Source organism: Planococcus sp. 107-1 (assembly GCF_021513255.1).
Classification (GTDB): Bacteria; Bacillota; Bacilli; order Bacillales_A; family Planococcaceae; genus Planococcus.
In genome coordinates this window covers 1,502,573-1,520,270 of record NZ_CP090977.1, presented here as the reverse complement: position 1 = coordinate 1,520,270, position 17,698 = coordinate 1,502,573, and the positions used below count along the sequence as shown (strand labels likewise).

Sequence of the window (17,698 nt, the reverse complement as noted above, 5' to 3'; positions counted from 1 at the left end):
TTGTTCACTTGCCCCTGATCATTCGGGTCAGTTCTTTCGATAAATCACCGCTAAGTGTGTCGAGTAACGTGACAACGCGTTTATAATCCATGCGTTTTGGGCCGACAATAGCAATTGATCCCGTCTGTTCTTCTCCGATATCGTATGAAACGGTGATCACTGAGCAATCTTCCATTGCTGAAAGCGCATTTTCCGAACCGATCCGTATGTGGAGCCCTTGGCTGCCTACAGGAAGAATCATTGGAATATGTTTGGACTCTTCCATCACATCCATGAGATTCCTGATTTTATGCAAATCGTGGAAATCCGGCTGATTCAGGATGTTCAGCTTTCCGCCATAATAGACATTGTCTTCGTGCGGAAGGATAACCGCTTTTCTAAAGGTCGAAAAAAGTTCTCCGTAGCGGTTAACATGCTGTTTGAAAATCGTCAAAGTTTCCTGTTCCAAACGGCGGTGCAAGTCGTTCAATGAAACGCCGACTAGCCGTTCGTTTAAGATATTGACCATCTTTTCAATATCCGAAGGATCTAGCCCTTGCGGAATTGTAAAGACCCGGTTTTCTACGTGGCCGTTATCCGTTACGATAATGGCCACTGCAGTATCCATCGTCAATGGGACAATCGATAGCTTTTTAACCGTATGCTTCCGCACATCGGGACCAAGCAGAATGGCCGTATAGTTCGTCAATTCCGACAGAATCATCGCAGACCGTTTGATCACTTCTTCGGTTTCTGCAATCTTATCGTCGAAAATGGAACGAAGCTGTACGATATCCTCTTTCGGCAATGGCCGTGGCGTCAACATATGGTCGACGTAGTAACGATATCCTTTTTCTGAAGGCACCCTGCCGGAAGAAGTGTGGGTCTTCTCTAAGAAGCCCAACCCTTCCAAATCAGCCATCTCATTACGGATCGTTGCCGGACTAAATGGGATTTCGGATTTTTTTGAGAGTTGGTTCGATCCGACCGGCTGAGCTGATTGAATGTAATCATCTACTGTTACTTTTAAAATGAGCAACTGCCGTTCTGTTAACATGATCATCACCTCTGTTAGCACTCTATAGGTGTGAGTGCTAAGACTACTTTAAAATTATCAAATTCTAATAGCCTTGTCAACGAATGCGCTTTTGTTTTTGTCAAAGAAAGACAAATTTTAAAATTAATTTTCGCCGACTGCTTCGATTTATTTCTTCTCCGCAAATATTAAGCGAGAAGGAATTTCTCAAAAACTTCGTTGCCGACAAATCGGCCATGCTTCGTTAATTTGATGCAGCCATCTTCAATGGCTAAATTCTCTTTGCCGATTTCCACTCCGATAATTTCGCCGTAGACTTCTTCGAGTGAACGGCCGAATTTCTCTTGGAAATGGGCGAGTGATACGCCTGCCGTTTTCCGAAGCCCTAGGAACATTTCTTCTTCCATTTGTTCATTGACCGGCACCTCGTGCGTGCTCAGCAGTGGACGTTCCCCTCCATCAAGCGGTCCCATGTATTTCTTTAATGGTCCGGCATTTGAATAGCGGATGCCTTTTACGTAGCCGTGGGCACCGGCACCGGCGCCAATGTATTCTTCGTTGTCCCAGTAGATGAGATTATGCCGGGATTCGAATCCCGGCTTTCCGAAATTCGAAATTTCATATTGCTTCAACCCCCGCTGTTCCATTTCATTCATTAGCTTTTCATACATATCCGCTTCCAAATCTTCGGTCACGATGTTGAGTTTGCCTTTGGTCATCAGATTATAAAATACCGTTTTAGGTTCGATGATCAATGAGTAGGCAGAGAAATGCGGCAAGTCGAATTCGAAAGCCTGTTTCAGCGTATCTTCCCATTGCGCCATCGTTTGCCCTGGCAAACCATACATCAAATCAAAGCTGATGTTCGTAAAGCCGACTTCGCGCGCTTCTTTTACCGCACGGTGGACATCATCATTACTATGGGTGCGTCCAAGGCGCTGCAATAGATCGGCATCGAATGTCTGGACGCCCATGCTAATCCGGTTGACCCCGCCTGCAAACAGCACTTCCATTTTCTCCTTCGTCAATTCGTCCGGATTCGCTTCTGAAGTCCATTCCAGATTTTCTGCCATCGGCACAAATTCATGGATGTAAGCCAGTAATTTTCTTAATTGGTCCGGATCTAGCGATGTTGGCGTTCCACCGCCAAGAAAAATCGTTTCTAGCGGCTGGTCGAGCGCTCCTTCCTGCTTCCAAAGCGCAAGCTCTTTCCCCAACGAATCGATATACGCATCCACAGGCTGATCTTTGAAAAAGACTTTATTGAAATCACAGTAATGGCAAATCTGGTGGCAAAAGGGGATATGGATGTACAATCCCTTGACCATAGTATTCCTTCTTTCTAATAGGAAAAGGAGGCGCAAAATCGGCCTCCTTTTTTTGTTTATTTTGATTGGTCGTCCATTTTCAGGATGGCCATGAAAGCTTCTTGAGGCACTTCGACAGAACCGACTTGTTTCATGCGCTTCTTACCTTCTTTTTGCTTGTCCAAAAGTTTACGTTTACGCGAGATGTCTCCCCCGTAACATTTCGCCAAAACGTTTTTGCGCATTGCGCTGATTGTTTGGCGAGCGACGATTTTCTGGCCGATCGCAGCTTGGATCGGCACTTCAAACTGCTGGCGTGGAATCAAAGTCTTCAATTTGTCGACGATGACTTTCCCGCGTTCATAAGCGAAATCGCGATGGACAATAAAGCTAAGGGCATCGACTTGTTCACTGTTCAACAGGATATCCATTTTCACCAGTTTCGATTCTTTATAGCCGATCAATTCATAATCAAATGAAGCGTAGCCTTTCGTGCCCGATTTCAATTGGTCAAAGAAATCATAGACAATTTCAGCCAATGGCAATTCATAAATGATGCTGACGCGAGTTGCGTCGATATAATCCATTGTCAGGAAATTCCGCGTTTCTTCTGGCAAATTTCCATAACTGCGCCGACGTAATCATTCGGCACCATAACGGTCGCTTTTACATACGGCTCTTCTACGACTTGAATTTTCTGTGCATCTGGCATCATGGCAGGGTTATCAACTTTCAAGACTTCCCCGTCCGTCATGTGGACATCGTAGATTACACTTGGCGCAGTCGTAATCAAATCAATATTGAATTCACGCTCAATGCGTTCCTGGATGATCTCCATATGCAATAAGCCCAGGAAACCGCACCGATAGCCAAAGCCAAGCGCTTGCGAAGATTCCGGTTCGAATTGCAAAGCGGCATCATTCAATTCCAATTTTTCAAGAGCGTCCCGAAGGTCATTGTATTTCGATGTATCAATCGGATACAAGCCGCAATAGACCATCGGATTCAGGCGGCGATAGCCTGGAAGTGCTTCTGTTGCCGGATTGTCTGCAAGCGTGATTGTATCACCAACCGTTGAATCTCCAACGTTTTTGATGGCTGCGGTCAAAAATCCGACATCGCCTACGGTCAATTCCTTTTGCAAAGAAACGTGCGGTGTGAAAACGCCTGCTTCGATGACATCGAACTCTTTGCCTGATGCCATCATTTTAATGCGGTCTCCCGGCTTGACTGTCCCTTCCATAATCCGGATATAGGCCACAACGCCGCGATACGGATCATAGATTGAATCGAAAATCAGCGCTTTTAACGGCGCACTCGGGTCGCCGGTCGGAGCCGGCACTTTTTCAACTACCTGTTCAAGGATCTCTTCGATGCCGATGTTCGCCTTGGCTGAAGCCAAGACCGCTTCTGACGCATCCAGTCCGATCACATCTTCGATTTCTCCCCGGACCCGTTCAGGATCGGCAGCTGGCAAATCGATTTTGTTGATGACTGGCAAGATTTCAAGTTCGTTATCAAGTGCCAAATAGACATTCGCCAAAGTTTGCGCTTCAATGCCTTGCGCAGCATCGACAACCAGAACAGCTCCTTCACAAGCTGCCAGACTGCGCGACACCTCATAAGTGAAATCGACATGTCCCGGTGTATCTATTAAGTGCATGATGTAAGTTTCCCCATCTTTTGCTTTATAATTCAACTGGACAGCATTCAATTTGATCGTAATGCCGCGCTCGCGTTCGAGGTCCATGGAATCAAGCGATTGTGCTTTCATTTCTCGGGAAGTCAAGGCTTCCGTTTTCTCCAAGATACGGTCAGCAAGCGTCGACTTGCCGTGATCTATATGCGCGATAATGGAAAAGTTTCGTATTTTGCTTTGCCGGGATAATCTTTCCTCATGATTCATTTTCTTCACTCCTATATAAACTACTATGAATTATAGCAGTACAGCCTGTATTCAGCAATGTATGACTGTCGAAATGATTTCAGTGTCAAGGTAAACTTCTTTGCACATATCTATTGCAATCCCTTCCGCGATTTGATAAAATAACTCATGTTGTATAGAGACATAAAAGATACATGAGATGATTCCATCTCTGTTCCTATTTGTCTAGGAGGTGAAATACATGCCAAACATTAAATCTGCAATCAAACGTGTTCGCACGAATGAAACGAAAAATGCTCAGAACTCACACGTGAGATCGACAATGCGTTCTTCAGTTAAAAAAGCTGAAACAGCTTTGCTTAACAAAGATGAAAACGCAAGCGATTCTGTAAAAGCAGCTATCAAACAAGTGGAAAAAGCAGCTTCTAAAGGTCTTATCCACAAAAACACAGCAGCTCGTAAAAAATCTAGCTTGATGAAAAAACAAGCGTAACAGCAAAAGGCCGATTCCCTACGGGGAGTCGGCCTTTTTACTTTATTCAGCGTGCCGCTGCCGGCACTGCTTTGCGTTTCATCAAAAAGAATTCCAAAATCCGTTCCCGGTTCCCGCTTTGCGTTTTTAATTGCAGATCGATTTCCGCCAAATCGTGCAGCACTTCCAGTAAACGCTGTTCGGAAATCTGCTGGCGCTTTTCAACAAGCAATTTGACGCGGTACGGATGCGCTTTTAACTGCTTTGAAATGGCTTGGGCGTGATAACCCTTTTTCTGCAAATAAAACACATGTACCATGAAACGAATTTGCGAAGCAAGCAAAGCCGTAAGCGCTACAGGCTCTTCTTTCTGCCGGATCAAATCGTAATAGACGCTGAGCGCTCCACTGACATCTCCATCCAAATAGGACTGGAGCATCTTAAAAGCATCCTGTTCCAAGGTCCGTGCCGTCATCTGCTCAATCAAGCCGCCCGTAATCTCTTCTTCATCCGCCCCCAAATAAAGCGACATCTTCTCCAGTTCAGAAGACAGCAGCGTTAAATTGGTCCCTGCCATTTCGACAAGCTTCTGAGCCGATTGCTTCTCCAAAATCTTGCCGTATGTTTTCGCTTCATGCGTCAGCCATGTCTCCAAATCATTCGCTTGCAGCGATTTCGCTTCCACCATGATCGCCCGCTGTTTCATCAGCTTCGTGATTTTCTTCCGCTCATCCAATTTCTCATATGGCGCCACAAATACAGTCACGGAACTGGAAGGTGGATTTTCAAGCCATGCTTCCAACGCTTTTAAATTATGGTCGATCTTTTCTTTGCCGCGTTCTGCCGCTTTAAGGAACGAAGCATTCTTCGCGATGATCAATTTTCGGTCACTGAAAAAAGGAATTGTATCCGCTTCTTCTATTACATAATCGACAGGCACTTCGTCCAGATCAAAATGGATGAACTCCGGCTCCCCGTCCGTCAATTTCGTTTTCAATAAATCCAGCGTTTTTTCGATGAAATAACTTTCCGTCCCCGTAATGATGTATACAGGATCGATTTGTCCACTGCGTATCGCTTTCCATACTGAAGTGATCATAAACCGCACCTCCTCTTTCTACTATATCGGATTTTCAGCTGTTTTGGTATTTTGACATTTTTGTGTCTGCCGCTAAATTCCTTTAGATTAATCTTCTTCAATCTAGATTTTTCCACACCCATCGCTTATAATAAGAGGGAATTAGGAGGGATAGCAATGAATGAATTTGAACAGAACGTACAGTCGAAGCGCAATGACGCGATCGACGCAGGAATGGGATTTGTTGTATCATTCGTATTTTTTGCAGCTATCTTCATTATTGCGGCAGTAGTGCAATTTGTAGCTCGCTAAATAGAAAAAAGGTTCCGCCTTCATCGGCTGGAACCTTTTTTTATTGGGCGCATCGCATCCAATCTCATTTCACCGCCGCTGAATGTGAATTCAAGCGTTCCACGCTCAGCTGTATTGAGAGTCTTCAATTCCAGATCTTCAAAACGGTTCACCACTTCTGCCGCGGGATGCCCGTAGCGATTGTCCTTGCCTGTCGAAAAAATGGAGAGGGCCGGATTCACCGTTTCCAGAAAGGCTTCGCTGCTTGAAGACTTGCTGCCATGATGGCCGACTTTCAACAAAGACAGATTGGCAATCAAACTCCCGTATTTCTCTACGATTTCCCGCTCACCTTCCGCCTCCAAATCACCGGTAAACAAAATCCGCGCCCCTGCCACTTCAAGCAAAAGCACAAGCGAATCGTTATTCCCTTCATACACATTGTCTGCAGGCGACAAGTATGAAAAGTTTATCTCTCCAGAACGCCAAGAAGATCCGGCATAAGGGAAAGCAACAGCCGCTTCTTTTGCATAAGGCGCAAGTGCCTGCATCAAATCCGTTTCAGCGGAGCCTGGCGATAAATGGAGAGCATCGATTGACAAGAGCTTGAACAGTTCTTCCGCCCCTTCGGCATGATCGGCATCGGCATGCGAAAGGACGAGAATATCGACTGCTGAAATACCCTTGCCTTTCAAATAAGGCACAACCACTTGGCGTCCAATTTCATAAGGCTTTTCGCGCTCCTGGAAAGCTTCCTGCTCAAAGCGCAGCAAGCCCCCTGTATCAATGACGTAAACTGCTTTCCGGTGCGGCAGTTCAATGACTGCACTGTCTCCTTGCCCCACATCCAAAAAGGTGACTTTCAAGCTGCTGTCTGTATACGGCAACAGCGTAAAAAGAATGGCTGGAACTAGCAAGACAAACAATTGCCGATACCGGAATTGTCTTTCAGCCAGCAAGTAAAAGACGAAGACACTAGCGAGAAGCAAAACGAGGATGAGCGGCTCAGGCTTTCCAGGATTCCACATTTGATGCGGTACCGCTGCGAGCGATTCCATAAACCCAGCGACTAAGCCTCTAGCCGGTTCGTAGATGCGAAAGAGGATTTCTGCACCGGGCGGCCAAATAAAAGTCAGCACCAGAAGAATTAAATTAACCGGCAAGATAATCAATGTATACAGCGGCACAAACAAGCTATTCACCAAAAAAGACGATAATGAAATTTCATAAAAATGGTATAGCAGCAAAGGATACAAACTTAATTGGGAAACACAAGTGATAATCAATCCGTTTTTGAATGCTGAAGCAGACTGTGATAAAAATCGGCTGGAATAGATGATTGCAAACGTTGCGCCGTAAGAAAGCTGGAATCCGATATTGTATAGCAGTGTCGGATTCCATAAAACAAAGAAAATCAAACTTACGGCTAAAACATGTGCAATCGGCCATTTTAGTTTCAACAAACTCCCCGCTAAGACGAGGCACACCATACTGACAGAACGCCAGATGGAAGGTGCTCCTCCGGCAAGCAAAGCATACAGCGGCAATATAGCTAGCATCAGCAAAATCACGGTTTCTTTGCGGAAATGCAGGCGAATCAGCAGGAAATAGATGATGCCGGCAATGATCGCAACATGAAGCCCGGAAATCGCAAACAAATGGGTGATGCCGAGCGTCTGGAACAATTGCCGTTCTTCAAGGCTCATACGGTCCTGTTCACCGATCAAGAGCGCCTCTGCCTCCGTCGACAAACTGTCCGGAAAACTTCCGCGAATATGTTTTTTCAACGATTCGCGCCGGCTTGCCATCCAGCTCTTAAATGTCCGATTTTCAGAAAGCGCTTGAATGGTTTCAATTTTAAATAAGCCGCTGGCGCCGTTATGCTCCAAATAATTTTTCATATTGAATGAATAACGGTGCGACGGTTCACTGGCTTCTTCAAAAGCCCCGGTTACACGGAGCGTCGATTTATAGAGCCTGTTTTCATAAAGCGCTTTTTCTTCAGCCGATTCAAACCGGTATTTGGCATAGACCAGCTTATCTCCGCCGAGCCGGGCAAATCCGCGCAATCCGTCTCCGTCGATTGTATAATTTGGCAGAAATAACAGCTCTCCAGCAAAATTCGGAGCTAAGGTTTCGCTATCCAGATCCCTGATTTCCTGCACCATATAAATTAAACAGGCAGAAAAAGCGATAAAGCCGATTAATAAGAGGGTTTCCCGTTTCCAAGCCATCCAGAAAAAAAGCAGCGCCATGAAACCAAGCATCCTCGGTGATTCATGCGCTGCAAAGCTCGCGAGCATTGTTGCCGCCGCTAAATAAATGAAGAAATTCGAACTTACACTTCGGCTCCCTCTACTTCTTCCACGTCTCCGAATAATTGTTTCACCCGTTCGTTGTAATGGGCCAATTCTTCTTCGCTGCCGCCTTTTTCCCGCAATTTTTCAAGCAATTCCATGTACAAAGCGGTTTTCTCTACACTTAAGAAATCGATTTTGCGTTCATCAAATGGCACTTGCACCACTTCGACACCCGCTTGTTCAAGCAGTTCAATCGCATATTCATGGTTTCTGTAATCCGCTGCATAATACAGTCTCGAAATGCCGGCTTGAATGATCGACTTTGTGCATTGAAGACACGGAAAATGGCTGACATACATATCTGCTCCGCCGACATTGATGCCGTATTTTGCGCATTGCAACAATGCGTTCATTTCGGCATGGATGGTCCGGACGCAATGCCCATCCACGACGTAGCAGCCTTTGTCGATGCAATGGTCGCCGCCTGAAATTGAGCCGTTGTAGCCGCCCGCCATAATCCGTCGGTCCCGGACAATTGTCGCTCCGACAGATAGCCTTGTACACGTGCTTCTAAGTGCTAGTAAATGGCTTTGCGCCATGAAGAATTGATCCCAAGTTATTCGCTTCATCTGATTGCCTCCTGCTGGTTTAGTTAAAATAAGTGTAGCAGAGGCGAAATTTTCGTCAACCGTTCTTTTGGCTCACGCCTGGTTAATTGACCGTAATGGCCTCTTTCAGTTTTTCAAAAGTTTTGTCGCCGATGCCAGATACTTTCGTTAAGTCTTCGATGCTTTGAAAATTTCCATTCTCTGTCCGGTAGGAAAGGATCGCTTCGGCTTTCGATGGTCCAATGCCGTTCAACGTCATCAGCTCTTCTGCTGTAGCCGTATTTAAATTAACGAGGCTGCCGGCTTCTGCAGCGGCAGGCTGATGTGCCTGAATTGCCGGAACGGCCGCTTCTTCTCCGATTTCCGGAACGTAAAGAACCATTTCATCTTGAATGACCATCGCTAAATTGATGGATAAAGTTTCAGACGTTTCTAAAAATCCACCAGCGGCCTGGATCGCATCTTTTGCACGCGCTCCTGTCTGCAGTTCATAAACGCCTGGATTGGCAACTTGGCCTTTAATGTCGACCATGATCACTTCAGGTATGGGATTGCTTTCGATGGGGGTTTCTATTTGCGGTGGGGGCTCAGTTTGGGTCAGTTCGAGCGTTGCTTCCGGGTCATCTTGAGGAGCTAAAAAATAGATGGCTGCGGCTGCGAAGGCGATTGCTGGGATCAACAGCCAGCCAAATTTGTCTTTCAACTGTGAAAAGTTCAGTAGGTTCCCCTCTTTTCCACAATCAGCAATCAGATAGAAGCTGTCTGAATTATATATTAACTTTTATCGGATGTCGAATTTATTTTTTAGCAGGTCTGCTCGCACAACAAAAAAACCATCCGCTGGTTTGCGGATGGCGTATTTTACTTTTTGCATGCATGGAAAAAAATGCGTTCGCTGTCATCAACAGGTTTTTCATCTGTAAAATCAGCTGTGACTTCCATTACTTCAAAGCCTGCATCACTTAGCCAAGCACTGTATTGCGCAATTGGAAACGTCCGTTGTTCATGCGTTTCTTCAAATCGCTCGAAAAATTCCCCGTTGCGGATGAAGAAAGTCAAATCATGGATCACGCTGTGTTCAGAGTCGCCTTCAGCTGTATGCCAAATATACGAAATATCTTCTCCATCATAAACAAACGGGCTGTCCATATAAATATGGTCCACTTTATGGAGGGAATGGACATCAAAGAAAAAATGTCCGCCTTCATTTAGTGCAGCATGCACTTCTTTGAAGGTTTCCCGAATTTGCTGTTCGGTTTCCAAGTAATTCAATGAATCGATGGCAATCGTAATGGCATCGAAGCCAGCTAGACCTTCCAGATTATCCATCGATAATTGGAGGAGTGGCACTTGCAGCTGTGCATCTTGGAAACGCTGGCTAGCGATAGCCAACATTTCTTCCGACAGGTCGCTTGCAGTGACTTGATAGCCCATTTCAGCAAAAAGCTGCGAAAGGGTTCCTGTCCCGCACGCCAAATCCAGCAAAGCGCCGGATTTTACATGGGCAGCAACCCATTCCACATATTTTTCGTACGGAATATCTTCCATCAGTTCATCGTACACTGATGCAAATTTTCCATATCTCATATTTCCATTTGAGGAGCTTCTCTCCACAAGCGCTCCAAGTTATAGTATGAACGTTCATCTTTATGGAACACATGGGCAACCACGTCTCCTAGGTCGATCAGGATCCAACGCGCTGCATCAAATCCTTCAACGCTCTTCACTTCATTCCCCGCTTTGTTCGACTGCTCGATCAATTCACGCGCAATCGCTTGGACTTGGCGGTCAGAGTTCCCGCTGCAGATGACAAAATAATCTGCAAGAAGCGAGATGCCTTCCATATTTAAAACCACGATATCCTCGGCTTTTTTATCCTCCGCGGCATCATATGCCATTTGTAGCAATGTGTGTTTAGTCATTCTTCACTTTCCCTTTCTGTTGCACGAAGTATTCATAACACTTCAGTGAATCCGGATAAACCGGCTGATTTTTTGATTCTAAAAAGTCGATCGTATGCTTGACGCTGGCTTCCATCATAACATCCAATCCTTGATCTTTTAATTGTCGCAATTCTTCAACTCCTGAAAATTTGCGGTTTGGTTCTACCAGATCGGCAATATAAATCACTTTTTCCAAATCTGACATTCCTGGACGGCCTGTCGTATGGTAACGGATCGCGTTCAAGATGTCTTCGTCGTTGACGCCGAATTCATAGGAAGCGACGTAAGCGCCGACTGGGGCATGCCATAATTCAGAATGGTATTCGAGCAATAAAGGATCCATCTGCTGTTTTTCAATAATGGACTTCATCCAATCCCGATCGGAAAATTTAGCGACATCGTGCAAGATGGCCGCAATCTGTGCTTTTTCTTCTGATACATTGAACGTTTGGGCTAATGCCATTGCCGTCTTCATGACCCCGAGTATATGATTAAACCGGTTTTCAGGAACGCGTTTCTTCACTCGCTGAAGCATTGTACTCCGATCCATATAACCGCTCCTTTCGAATATAAGCTTCCACTTTTTCCGGAACCAGGAAGCGAATTGTGCCTCCATCAGAAGCCCGGCTGCGAATCATCGTTGACAATAGATGGATTTCCGGCGTATCAATCATTTGTACCGGGTATGGGCTCGAATGTGAGTAGCCTGGCCGCTTAATGCCGATAAAACGGATCATCTCTGCCAGTTCATCGATTCGATGCCAGCTGGCCAAACCTTCCACCATGTCCCCGCCAATGATGAAATAAAATTCACTGTCGGGTTCTTTCTTCCGCAATTTCGATAAGGTATCAAAACTGTAGGAGACTCCGCCTTGCTTGATTTCAAAATCTTCAACGCAGAAATACGGAATGTTTTCAACCGCAAGTGCCGTCATTGCCAACCGCTGTTTAGCACCTGCCCCACTGACTTCTTTATGAGGCGCGATGAAATTCGGCATAAAGCGCACTTCGTCCAAACCGACGGCGTGAAGCGCTTCATTGGCCATGATCAAATGGCCGAGATGAGGTGGATTGAAAGTTCCGCCTAATATCCCGACTTTTTTCATCTGCTCACCGGCAGCTCGATCCGTTTTTTATTGACTGATGGTTTGTAAAGGACAACTGTATGGCCGATTAATTGGACCAACTCCGCATAAGTGCCTTCAGCCAGCTGGTTCGCAACATCATGCTTATCGTCTTCGTTGTTTTGCAAGATGCTGATTTTCACTAATTCTCTTGCTTCCAATGCTTCTTCGATCTGGCGCAGCATCGTTCCGCTGACGCCTGCTTTGCCGACTTGGAAAATAGGGTCTAAATGATGGGCTTCGCTTCTTAAAAAGCGTTTTTGTTTACCTGTTAACATAATTTCCTCCTAGTTTATCCGTGATGATTTTGATCATTTTTTCTGTGTCCGGGCTAATCCCTGTCCATTTTTCAAATGCGATGGCGCCTTGATAGACAAACATGCCGACGCCATTCAAAATCGTACAGTTTTTCTCTTTTGCCGCTTTTAGAAACCGGGTTTCGAGCGGCGTATAAATAATATCCGCTACCAATGCTCCCGGTTGAACCGAATCCAGAGATAGCGGCAAGGCTTCATCTTCCGCAAGCCCGACCGAAGTCGTCTGGATGATGATGCTAAAATCCCCTAATGAATCCTCTGCATCCTTCAATGTAATCGGTGCACTTCCCGTAGCTGCTGCCAGTTCTTCAGCACGCTGAAAAGTCCGGTTGGCAATCGTGACATCCTGGAAGCGAGCTCGCTTCAAAGCAAAAGCAATGCCTCGAGCCGCTCCTCCTGCCCCAATGATCAGCACTTTTTCATTTAATGTAATCGGCTCGGACATGAGCGAACGGACAAATCCGTCCCCATCCGTATTCCAGCCTTTATATTTTTGGCCATCGAATGTCACTGTATTGACAGCATCCATAATAACAGCCGTTTCATCCAAATCATCCAAATAAGGAACGATTGTCTGCTTATGCGGCAAAGTGATATTGAATCCACCCACTCCAAGCGTCTTCAAAGCATCGAATGATTCTTTTAATCGCGCTGGTTTTACATGGACCGGGATATAGCTGGCATCAACTCCGTGTTCATCCATCCACAAATCGTGCATATAAGGCGATAGTGAATGGCCGATCGGATCTCCTATTACGGCATACCATTTCTTCATTAGAATCCTCCTAGATCAACGATGGGCGCAAAATCACTTCGACGCCTTTTGGCGCATAGGCAGCGATAACCACATTCGGATGCTGGACGGTAATCCATCCGAGGCCTGAAAATACGATATCTGTTTTACTGTCTTTTACCCGGAATTCGTGGCGCACTAACTCCGGGAAATCTTCTTTGTATTCAGCAGACGGCGGAGAAAGCATATCGCCGAGGTGCTGTTCATACAAAGCGTCTGCATTTTCCAGTTTTGTCCGGTGAATCCCAAGATCATTGGCTACGTGGACAGTAAACGAAGACCGGTCCCCCTTGATAAAGTCAAAACGGGCAAGGCCGCCGATATAAAGCGTTTGTTCCGCATTCAATTGGAAAACGCGCGGCTTCAGCTCTTTTTTCGGCATGATCATTTTCAAATCAGCCGGATTCAAATAATGCGCAAGCTGATGGTGGTTGATGATCCCCGGTGTATCGTATAGGGAACGTTTATCATCAAGCGGAATTTCAATAATATCCAGTGTCGTTCCCGGGAAATGGGAAGTCGTGATAATATCGGACTGTCCGGTCGCCTGTTTGATGATGCGGTTGATGAACGTCGATTTCCCGACATTTGTAGAGCCGACAACGTAAACGTCCTGGCCTTTACGGTATTTGTCGATCAGCGCCATCGCTTCTTCCACGCCCGTGCCTTTATGGGCACTGACTGTCAATACGTCAATCGGCTTCAAGCCAAGTTTTTTCGCTTCTTGCTTCATCCAGTTGATGAGCTTTTGCTGTTTGACTGATTTCGGCAATAAATCCGCTTTATTGGCAATCAACAGGATGTCGTTGTTGCCGACAAAACGGTGGAGGCCCGGCAGCCAGCTGCCATTAAAGTCAAAGATATCGACGATTTTAACAATCAGTCCTTTGCGTTCCCCAAGTCCATTTAGGATTTTCAGGAAATCATCATCCGTCAATGAAACCGGCTGCAGTTCGTTGTAATTTTTCAGACGGAAACAGCGTTGGCAAATAATTTCTTCTTTATCTAAAGATGACACAGGAGCATATCCAAGTTCGCCGGGGCGATCTGTCTGGATTTGCGCTCCGCATCCGATGCATGTAGGCATTTCGTTCAATTTTCTTCCTCCCAAGTAAGTTGACCTTTTTGCTTTAATTTTTTCATGATGCGGCGTTCGACCATGCGGTTAAAACGCGTAAAGAAACCATCCGACTGCGCGACCGGCAGTACAAGAATGGTATGGAATTTGTTCAAATTGCCGCCAAAAATATCGGTCAGCATCTGGTCTCCAATCACCACGACATTTTCACGCTTCACATGCATGATTGCCAATGCTTTACGGAAAGCGCGTCCCATCGGCTTTCTAGCCTGGAAAATAAATGGGATGCCGAGCGGATCTGCAAAAGACTTCACGCGAAGTTCATTATTATTGGAAACAATCACTACTTGGATGCCGGCATCCTTCATGCCCTTCAGCCAATCAATCAGCATCGGCGTAGCATCTGCCCGGTCCCATTCCACTAAAGTATTGTCCAAATCGGTAATGATTCCCGTTACGTTCTGCTCTAAAAGCATCTCAGGCGAAATGTCATAGACTTTTCTCACGTATTGGCTTGGTATAAAATATTGATACACTGCAAACAACTCCTGTTTCTCCGAACTTAATGCTATTGATTATACCATATATGCGAGCGCTTCTCCCATATAGATACGTTTTCCAGATTTCACATTATCGCTGAATTCAATCTTGTCTTTTTCAAAGAAAAGCACCACAGTAGAACCGAAGCTGAAATAACCGACTTCGTCTCCTTTTGTCCAATTATCCGTAAGATTCGTCAATTGGATGGAATTTACGAACATAGCGCCGACTTTGACTGACAGCATGTGTCCAAATGCCGTTTCAAGTTCCGATATTAATCGATAATTTCCACTTAGAGGCGATTTGCCGAAGCTCAGACCCCAGTCATTAACCGGATACGATTTTTTGCCAAGCACGTATTGTTTGATGACCATCCCGTTTGCAGGACTGTGTATTCGGTGGTAGTCTGCCGGAGAAAGGTAGAGAACGATGTACTTTCCATTCTGATACCGATCCGCCAGTTCTTTGTTTCCGAGCAGATCCGAAAGAGAATAATGCTGGTCTTTCACAAGAAATTGAATACCTTCATGCAAATCCCCTGTAATTTCGATTTTAGCATCAACAGGTGAAACGACCTCTGCGGAAGCAATTGGCCGGCTTTCCGGTTTCAGCGTACGAATGAAAAAATTATGCAAAGTGGGGAAAGATTCGAGCGGGTTTTCAATATCAGCTGTATCAATTTTATAAGTTTTAATATAGCCGGGAATGAATCTCCGGCTTATCGATGATTCAGCAAATTTCCTGACCAGCCCAGAGGTGATGGGGCCATTCGTCAATTCAATTGATTGCTGATAAAGTTTTTTCTTCACAGGGACACCTCCATCGCTTAAAATAGTCTACCATTTTTTGGCCTTTCACAGTATAATGAAATGAATAAGTATACTATAAATATACAATCCTCACTAAATTTTTTTAGATTCAGTTGGTTTGCAGGCTGGAATATGCCATACTGAATGATCCATCATCTCTTTAATCCATGAGAATGTACGTTGATAAAAGCGCAAGCATTGGTATTTCACTTATGCTGTAGACTAGACAAAAAAGGAGTGTTTTCCATTGCTGATAATCGAACGAATGGATAGCACAATCAAAAAACTGAGATCTCAAACCGCAAATATGATCACCATTGGGAATATGGCATTTGGCGGTGCTTCTTTAATGGCTTCGCTGAATGGCTTTTATAGCTATAGTGTACTTTTTATTTTCATCGCTGCATTTTTGGACCGTTTTGATGGAATGGTCGCAAGAAAGTTCAACCAGGAATCGGAACTTGGCAAACAGCTCGATTCAATGAGCGATATCATATCATTCGGTGTAGCGCCCGCGATTCTAATCTATGAATTGGTGCTAACGGATTTCGGCATAACCGGTATGGTCTTCACCGTGATTTATATTGCCAGCGGCGCGTTCAGGCTCGCCCGCTTCAATATCTCTGAATCGAACGGCTATTTTGTCGGTTTGCCGATTACAGCAGCCGGAACAGTTGTCACCTTATCCTTTTTCGGAATATCCGTATTCCCGCCAGTTGCATTCATGTTTCTTTTCATTATCTGCGCCATCTTGATGATCAGCACATTTACCTTAAGAAAAGTTTAAAAGCTGGAAGCGTTGTGAAAAACGCCTCCAGCTTTTTCTTTTTGCCTATCTATTCAAACTAAATTCGGTCTGCAAGGCGCTCGATTACATGAAGGACGATTTGCGTCGAATGTTTGGCCGCTACCGGAAGGAATTCGTCAAAAGAGATATTCGATTCTTTGCCGGCAATGTCGGACAGGGCACGGATGACGACAAAAGCAACGTTGAATTGATAGCAAACTTGGGCAACGGCTGCCGCTTCCATTTCAGAAGCTTTCATTGTCGGGAAAAATTCCGCACTTTCGCTACGCGTTCTGGGTCATTCATGAACGAATCACCTGTTGCAATCAAGCCAACAGCGTGAGCGTGCTCTCCGATCTCCTCTACCGCTTTTACCGCTAATTCGACCAATTCCTCATTGGATGTAAAAGCAGCCGGCATTTGAGGCACCTGGCCCATTTCATAGCCGAAAATCGTAACATCTACATCGTGGTGGCGGACTTCATCCGAAATGACAATCGCACCAACTTCCAATTCTTCATCAAATCCGCCTGCTGATCCCGTATTGATGACAATATCCGGTTTGAAGTGATGCAGTAAAAGAGTCGTCGACATCGCAGCATTCACTTTGCCGATGCCGCTTTTAAGCAAAACCACTTCCTGGCCTTTATAGGTACCGGAAGTGAATTCACAATTTGCAATCGTTTCCGTCTCCGCATTTTCCAAACTGCTCCGCAGCAGCTCCACTTCTTCTTCCATTGCTCCGATTACGCCAATCTTCATTTTATGATCATCCTTTCATCCACAAATCATTTCGTAAAAAAAGACGCCTTATTAATAGGCGCCATCAAGCGTTTTTAATACATCCATTTTAACAGGTTTCCAACCTTCGCTGTCAACCCATTCCAGATGGACGCGGTATTTCTGGGATTGGTCTTTCGACTGTACGACGCCGATGGATTTTTGTGGCCCACCGCCGTTTTTGATCATCATGATGTACATATTGTCTTCACCAAGACCTGTGGCATAAGAAATCGCTTTGATTTTTTCATTCCAGTCCACTGAACCTTTGTCATAGACCGAAACGTGATTTCCGGATTGAGATGTGCCGACTGGTTCCCAGCTTGTGTTGATGACAGTTTCTTCAACGATCGGATCATTTGACTCCTCACGCGTGATTTTCCGCCAACCGTCACAGTGCCTTCTTCCGTTTCTTCTGCTTCACTGTCTTCTTCAGTTGCTTCCGCTTCTGTGTCTTCAGTTGCTGCATCAGTTTCTGAGTCTGCTTCTGTATCCGTGTCAGTAGTTTCATCTGTTTCAGTTTCGTCTTCTGTGGCATTCGTATCTTCTTCGCTCGTTTGCTGTTCAGTAT

19 protein-coding genes and 2 pseudogenes are annotated in these 17,698 nt (G+C 45.3%); 3 read left to right on the top strand and 18 right to left on the bottom strand.

All coding sequences use genetic code 11. The features are described 5' to 3' along the window. Positions 1–4 precede the first annotated feature (4 nt). The 3 genes and pseudogenes from hrcA to lepA all read right to left on the bottom strand — a co-directional run bounded on the left by hrcA (position 5) and on the right by lepA (position 4,228). The gene (gene hrcA / locus L0M13_RS08025; protein ID WP_235199039.1) at positions 5–1,036 is read right to left on the bottom strand and encodes a heat-inducible transcriptional repressor HrcA; all 1,032 of its coding nucleotides are present in this window, start codon (positions 1,034–1,036) and stop codon (positions 5–7) included. A 167-nt stretch (positions 1,037–1,203) separates the two neighbouring features. Further along, a complete protein-coding gene (hemW, locus tag L0M13_RS08020; RefSeq protein WP_235199038.1) occupies positions 1,204–2,343 on the bottom strand; it encodes a radical SAM family heme chaperone HemW in 1,140 nt (379 codons plus the stop codon). Positions 2,344–2,399: 56 nt separating this feature from the next. Beyond that, positions 2,400–4,228, bottom strand: a pseudogene (lepA, locus tag L0M13_RS08015) (translation elongation factor 4). A 220-nt stretch (positions 4,229–4,448) separates the two neighbouring features. Between lepA and rpsT the strand changes: the two are divergent. Beyond that, positions 4,449–4,700: a 30S ribosomal protein S20 gene (rpsT, locus tag L0M13_RS08010; protein WP_235199037.1), complete on the top strand. Its 252-nt coding sequence runs from the start codon at positions 4,449–4,451 to the stop codon at positions 4,698–4,700. Positions 4,701–4,746: 46 nt separating this feature from the next. On the opposite strand, the gene holA is transcribed toward rpsT, so the two are convergent. Next, a complete protein-coding gene (gene holA / locus L0M13_RS08005) occupies positions 4,747–5,778 on the bottom strand; it encodes a DNA polymerase III subunit delta (protein ID WP_235199036.1) in 1,032 nt (343 codons plus the stop codon). 156 nt (positions 5,779–5,934) lie between these two features. Between holA and L0M13_RS08000 the strand changes: the two genes are divergently transcribed. After that, complete coding sequence (locus L0M13_RS08000; protein WP_036806444.1) at positions 5,935–6,069, top strand: YqzM family protein; 135 nt, start codon at positions 5,935–5,937, stop codon at positions 6,067–6,069. Between the two features lie 20 nt (positions 6,070–6,089). On the opposite strand, the gene L0M13_RS07995 is transcribed toward L0M13_RS08000, so the two are convergent. The 12 genes from L0M13_RS07995 to L0M13_RS07940 all read right to left on the bottom strand — a co-directional run bounded on the left by L0M13_RS07995 (position 6,090) and on the right by L0M13_RS07940 (position 15,560). Beyond that, positions 6,090–8,303, bottom strand: coding sequence for a DNA internalization-related competence protein ComEC/Rec2 (locus L0M13_RS07995; protein ID WP_235199035.1), 2,214 nt, complete (start codon positions 8,301–8,303; stop codon positions 6,090–6,092). 83 nt (positions 8,304–8,386) lie between these two features. After that, positions 8,387–8,977: a ComE operon protein 2 gene (locus L0M13_RS07990; RefSeq protein WP_235199034.1), complete on the bottom strand. Its 591-nt coding sequence runs from the start codon at positions 8,975–8,977 to the stop codon at positions 8,387–8,389. 82 nt (positions 8,978–9,059) lie between these two features. Then, positions 9,060–9,659: a helix-hairpin-helix domain-containing protein gene (locus L0M13_RS07985; protein ID WP_235199033.1), complete on the bottom strand. Its 600-nt coding sequence runs from the start codon at positions 9,657–9,659 to the stop codon at positions 9,060–9,062. Positions 9,660–9,817: 158 nt separating this feature from the next. Further along, complete coding sequence (locus tag L0M13_RS07980) at positions 9,818–10,543, bottom strand: class I SAM-dependent DNA methyltransferase (RefSeq protein ID WP_235199032.1); 726 nt, start codon at positions 10,541–10,543, stop codon at positions 9,818–9,820. Continuing rightward, entirely contained in the window at positions 10,540–10,878 is a 339-nt protein-coding gene (gene rsfS / locus L0M13_RS07975) for a ribosome silencing factor (RefSeq protein WP_235199031.1), read from the bottom strand. The genes L0M13_RS07980 and rsfS overlap by 4 nt, the downstream gene beginning before the upstream one ends. Beyond that, a complete protein-coding gene (gene yqeK / locus L0M13_RS07970) occupies positions 10,871–11,449 on the bottom strand; it encodes a bis(5'-nucleosyl)-tetraphosphatase (symmetrical) YqeK (protein ID WP_235199030.1) in 579 nt (192 codons plus the stop codon). The genes rsfS and yqeK overlap by 8 nt, the downstream gene beginning before the upstream one ends. Then, the gene (locus tag L0M13_RS07965) at positions 11,403–12,005 is read right to left on the bottom strand and encodes a nicotinate-nucleotide adenylyltransferase (RefSeq protein WP_235199029.1); all 603 of its coding nucleotides are present in this window, start codon (positions 12,003–12,005) and stop codon (positions 11,403–11,405) included. The genes yqeK and L0M13_RS07965 overlap by 47 nt, the downstream gene beginning before the upstream one ends. Then, the gene (gene yhbY, locus L0M13_RS07960; RefSeq protein ID WP_235199028.1) at positions 12,002–12,301 is read right to left on the bottom strand and encodes a ribosome assembly RNA-binding protein YhbY; all 300 of its coding nucleotides are present in this window, start codon (positions 12,299–12,301) and stop codon (positions 12,002–12,004) included. The genes L0M13_RS07965 and yhbY overlap by 4 nt, the downstream gene beginning before the upstream one ends. Next, positions 12,288–13,115 (bottom strand): shikimate dehydrogenase, encoded by an 828-nt coding sequence (gene aroE / locus L0M13_RS07955; RefSeq protein WP_235199027.1) that lies wholly within the window; start codon positions 13,113–13,115, stop codon positions 12,288–12,290. Before aroE ends, yhbY begins: the two co-directional genes overlap by 14 nt. A 10-nt stretch (positions 13,116–13,125) precedes the next feature. Further along, positions 13,126–14,229: a ribosome biogenesis GTPase YqeH gene (yqeH, locus tag L0M13_RS07950; RefSeq protein ID WP_235199026.1), complete on the bottom strand. Its 1,104-nt coding sequence runs from the start codon at positions 14,227–14,229 to the stop codon at positions 13,126–13,128. Next, entirely contained in the window at positions 14,226–14,756 is a 531-nt protein-coding gene (locus L0M13_RS07945; RefSeq protein ID WP_260107751.1) for a YqeG family HAD IIIA-type phosphatase, read from the bottom strand. The genes yqeH and L0M13_RS07945 overlap by 4 nt, the downstream gene beginning before the upstream one ends. A 30-nt stretch (positions 14,757–14,786) precedes the next feature. Then, positions 14,787–15,560: a phosphatidylserine decarboxylase gene (locus L0M13_RS07940; RefSeq protein ID WP_235199024.1), complete on the bottom strand. Its 774-nt coding sequence runs from the start codon at positions 15,558–15,560 to the stop codon at positions 14,787–14,789. Positions 15,561–15,807: 247 nt separating this feature from the next. Here L0M13_RS07940 and pssA point away from each other — a divergent pair, with 247 nt between their 5' ends. Further along, complete coding sequence (gene pssA / locus L0M13_RS07935) at positions 15,808–16,347, top strand: CDP-diacylglycerol--serine O-phosphatidyltransferase (protein WP_235199023.1); 540 nt, start codon at positions 15,808–15,810, stop codon at positions 16,345–16,347. A gap of 58 nt (positions 16,348–16,405) precedes the next feature. Here the strand turns inward: pssA and mtnN are convergent. Together mtnN and L0M13_RS07925 are read right to left on the bottom strand one after the other, a co-directional pair. After that, positions 16,406–17,109: pseudogene (gene mtnN / locus L0M13_RS07930) on the bottom strand (5'-methylthioadenosine/S-adenosylhomocysteine nucleosidase). 51 nt (positions 17,110–17,160) lie between these two features. Then, positions 17,161–17,460 carry a YrrS family protein gene (locus L0M13_RS07925; RefSeq protein WP_235199286.1) on the bottom strand — a complete coding sequence of 100 codons (300 nt, stop codon included), beginning with the start codon at positions 17,458–17,460 and terminating at the stop codon, positions 17,161–17,163. Between the last annotated feature and the right edge of the window lie 238 nt (positions 17,461–17,698).

Bases quoted from the DNA above. Each gene is read 5' to 3' on its own strand.
- hrcA (WP_235199039.1), bottom strand. From the start codon at position 1,036: ATGTTAACAGAACGGCAGTTGCTCATTTTAAAAGTAACAGTAGATGAT.
- hemW (WP_235199038.1), bottom strand. From the start codon at position 2,343: ATGGTCAAGGGATTGTACATCCATATCCCCTTTTGCCACCAGATTTGC.
- rpsT (WP_235199037.1), top strand. From the start codon at position 4,449: ATGCCAAACATTAAATCTGCAATCAAACGTGTTCGCACGAATGAAACG.
- holA (WP_235199036.1), bottom strand. From the start codon at position 5,778: ATGATCACTTCAGTATGGAAAGCGATACGCAGTGGACAAATCGATCCT.
- L0M13_RS08000 (WP_036806444.1), top strand. From the start codon at position 5,935: ATGAATGAATTTGAACAGAACGTACAGTCGAAGCGCAATGACGCGATC.
- L0M13_RS07995 (WP_235199035.1), bottom strand. From the start codon at position 8,303: ATGGCGCTGCTTTTTTTCTGGATGGCTTGGAAACGGGAAACCCTCTTA.
- L0M13_RS07990 (WP_235199034.1), bottom strand. From the start codon at position 8,977: ATGAAGCGAATAACTTGGGATCAATTCTTCATGGCGCAAAGCCATTTA.
- L0M13_RS07980 (WP_235199032.1), bottom strand. From the start codon at position 10,543: ATGAGATATGGAAAATTTGCATCAGTGTACGATGAACTGATGGAAGAT.
- rsfS (WP_235199031.1), bottom strand. From the start codon at position 10,878: ATGACTAAACACACATTGCTACAAATGGCATATGATGCCGCGGAGGAT.
- yqeK (WP_235199030.1), bottom strand. From the start codon at position 11,449: ATGGATCGGAGTACAATGCTTCAGCGAGTGAAGAAACGCGTTCCTGAA.
- L0M13_RS07965 (WP_235199029.1), bottom strand. From the start codon at position 12,005: ATGAAAAAAGTCGGGATATTAGGCGGAACTTTCAATCCACCTCATCTC.
- yhbY (WP_235199028.1), bottom strand. From the start codon at position 12,301: ATGTTAACAGGTAAACAAAAACGCTTTTTAAGAAGCGAAGCCCATCAT.
- aroE (WP_235199027.1), bottom strand. From the start codon at position 13,115: ATGAAGAAATGGTATGCCGTAATAGGAGATCCGATCGGCCATTCACTA.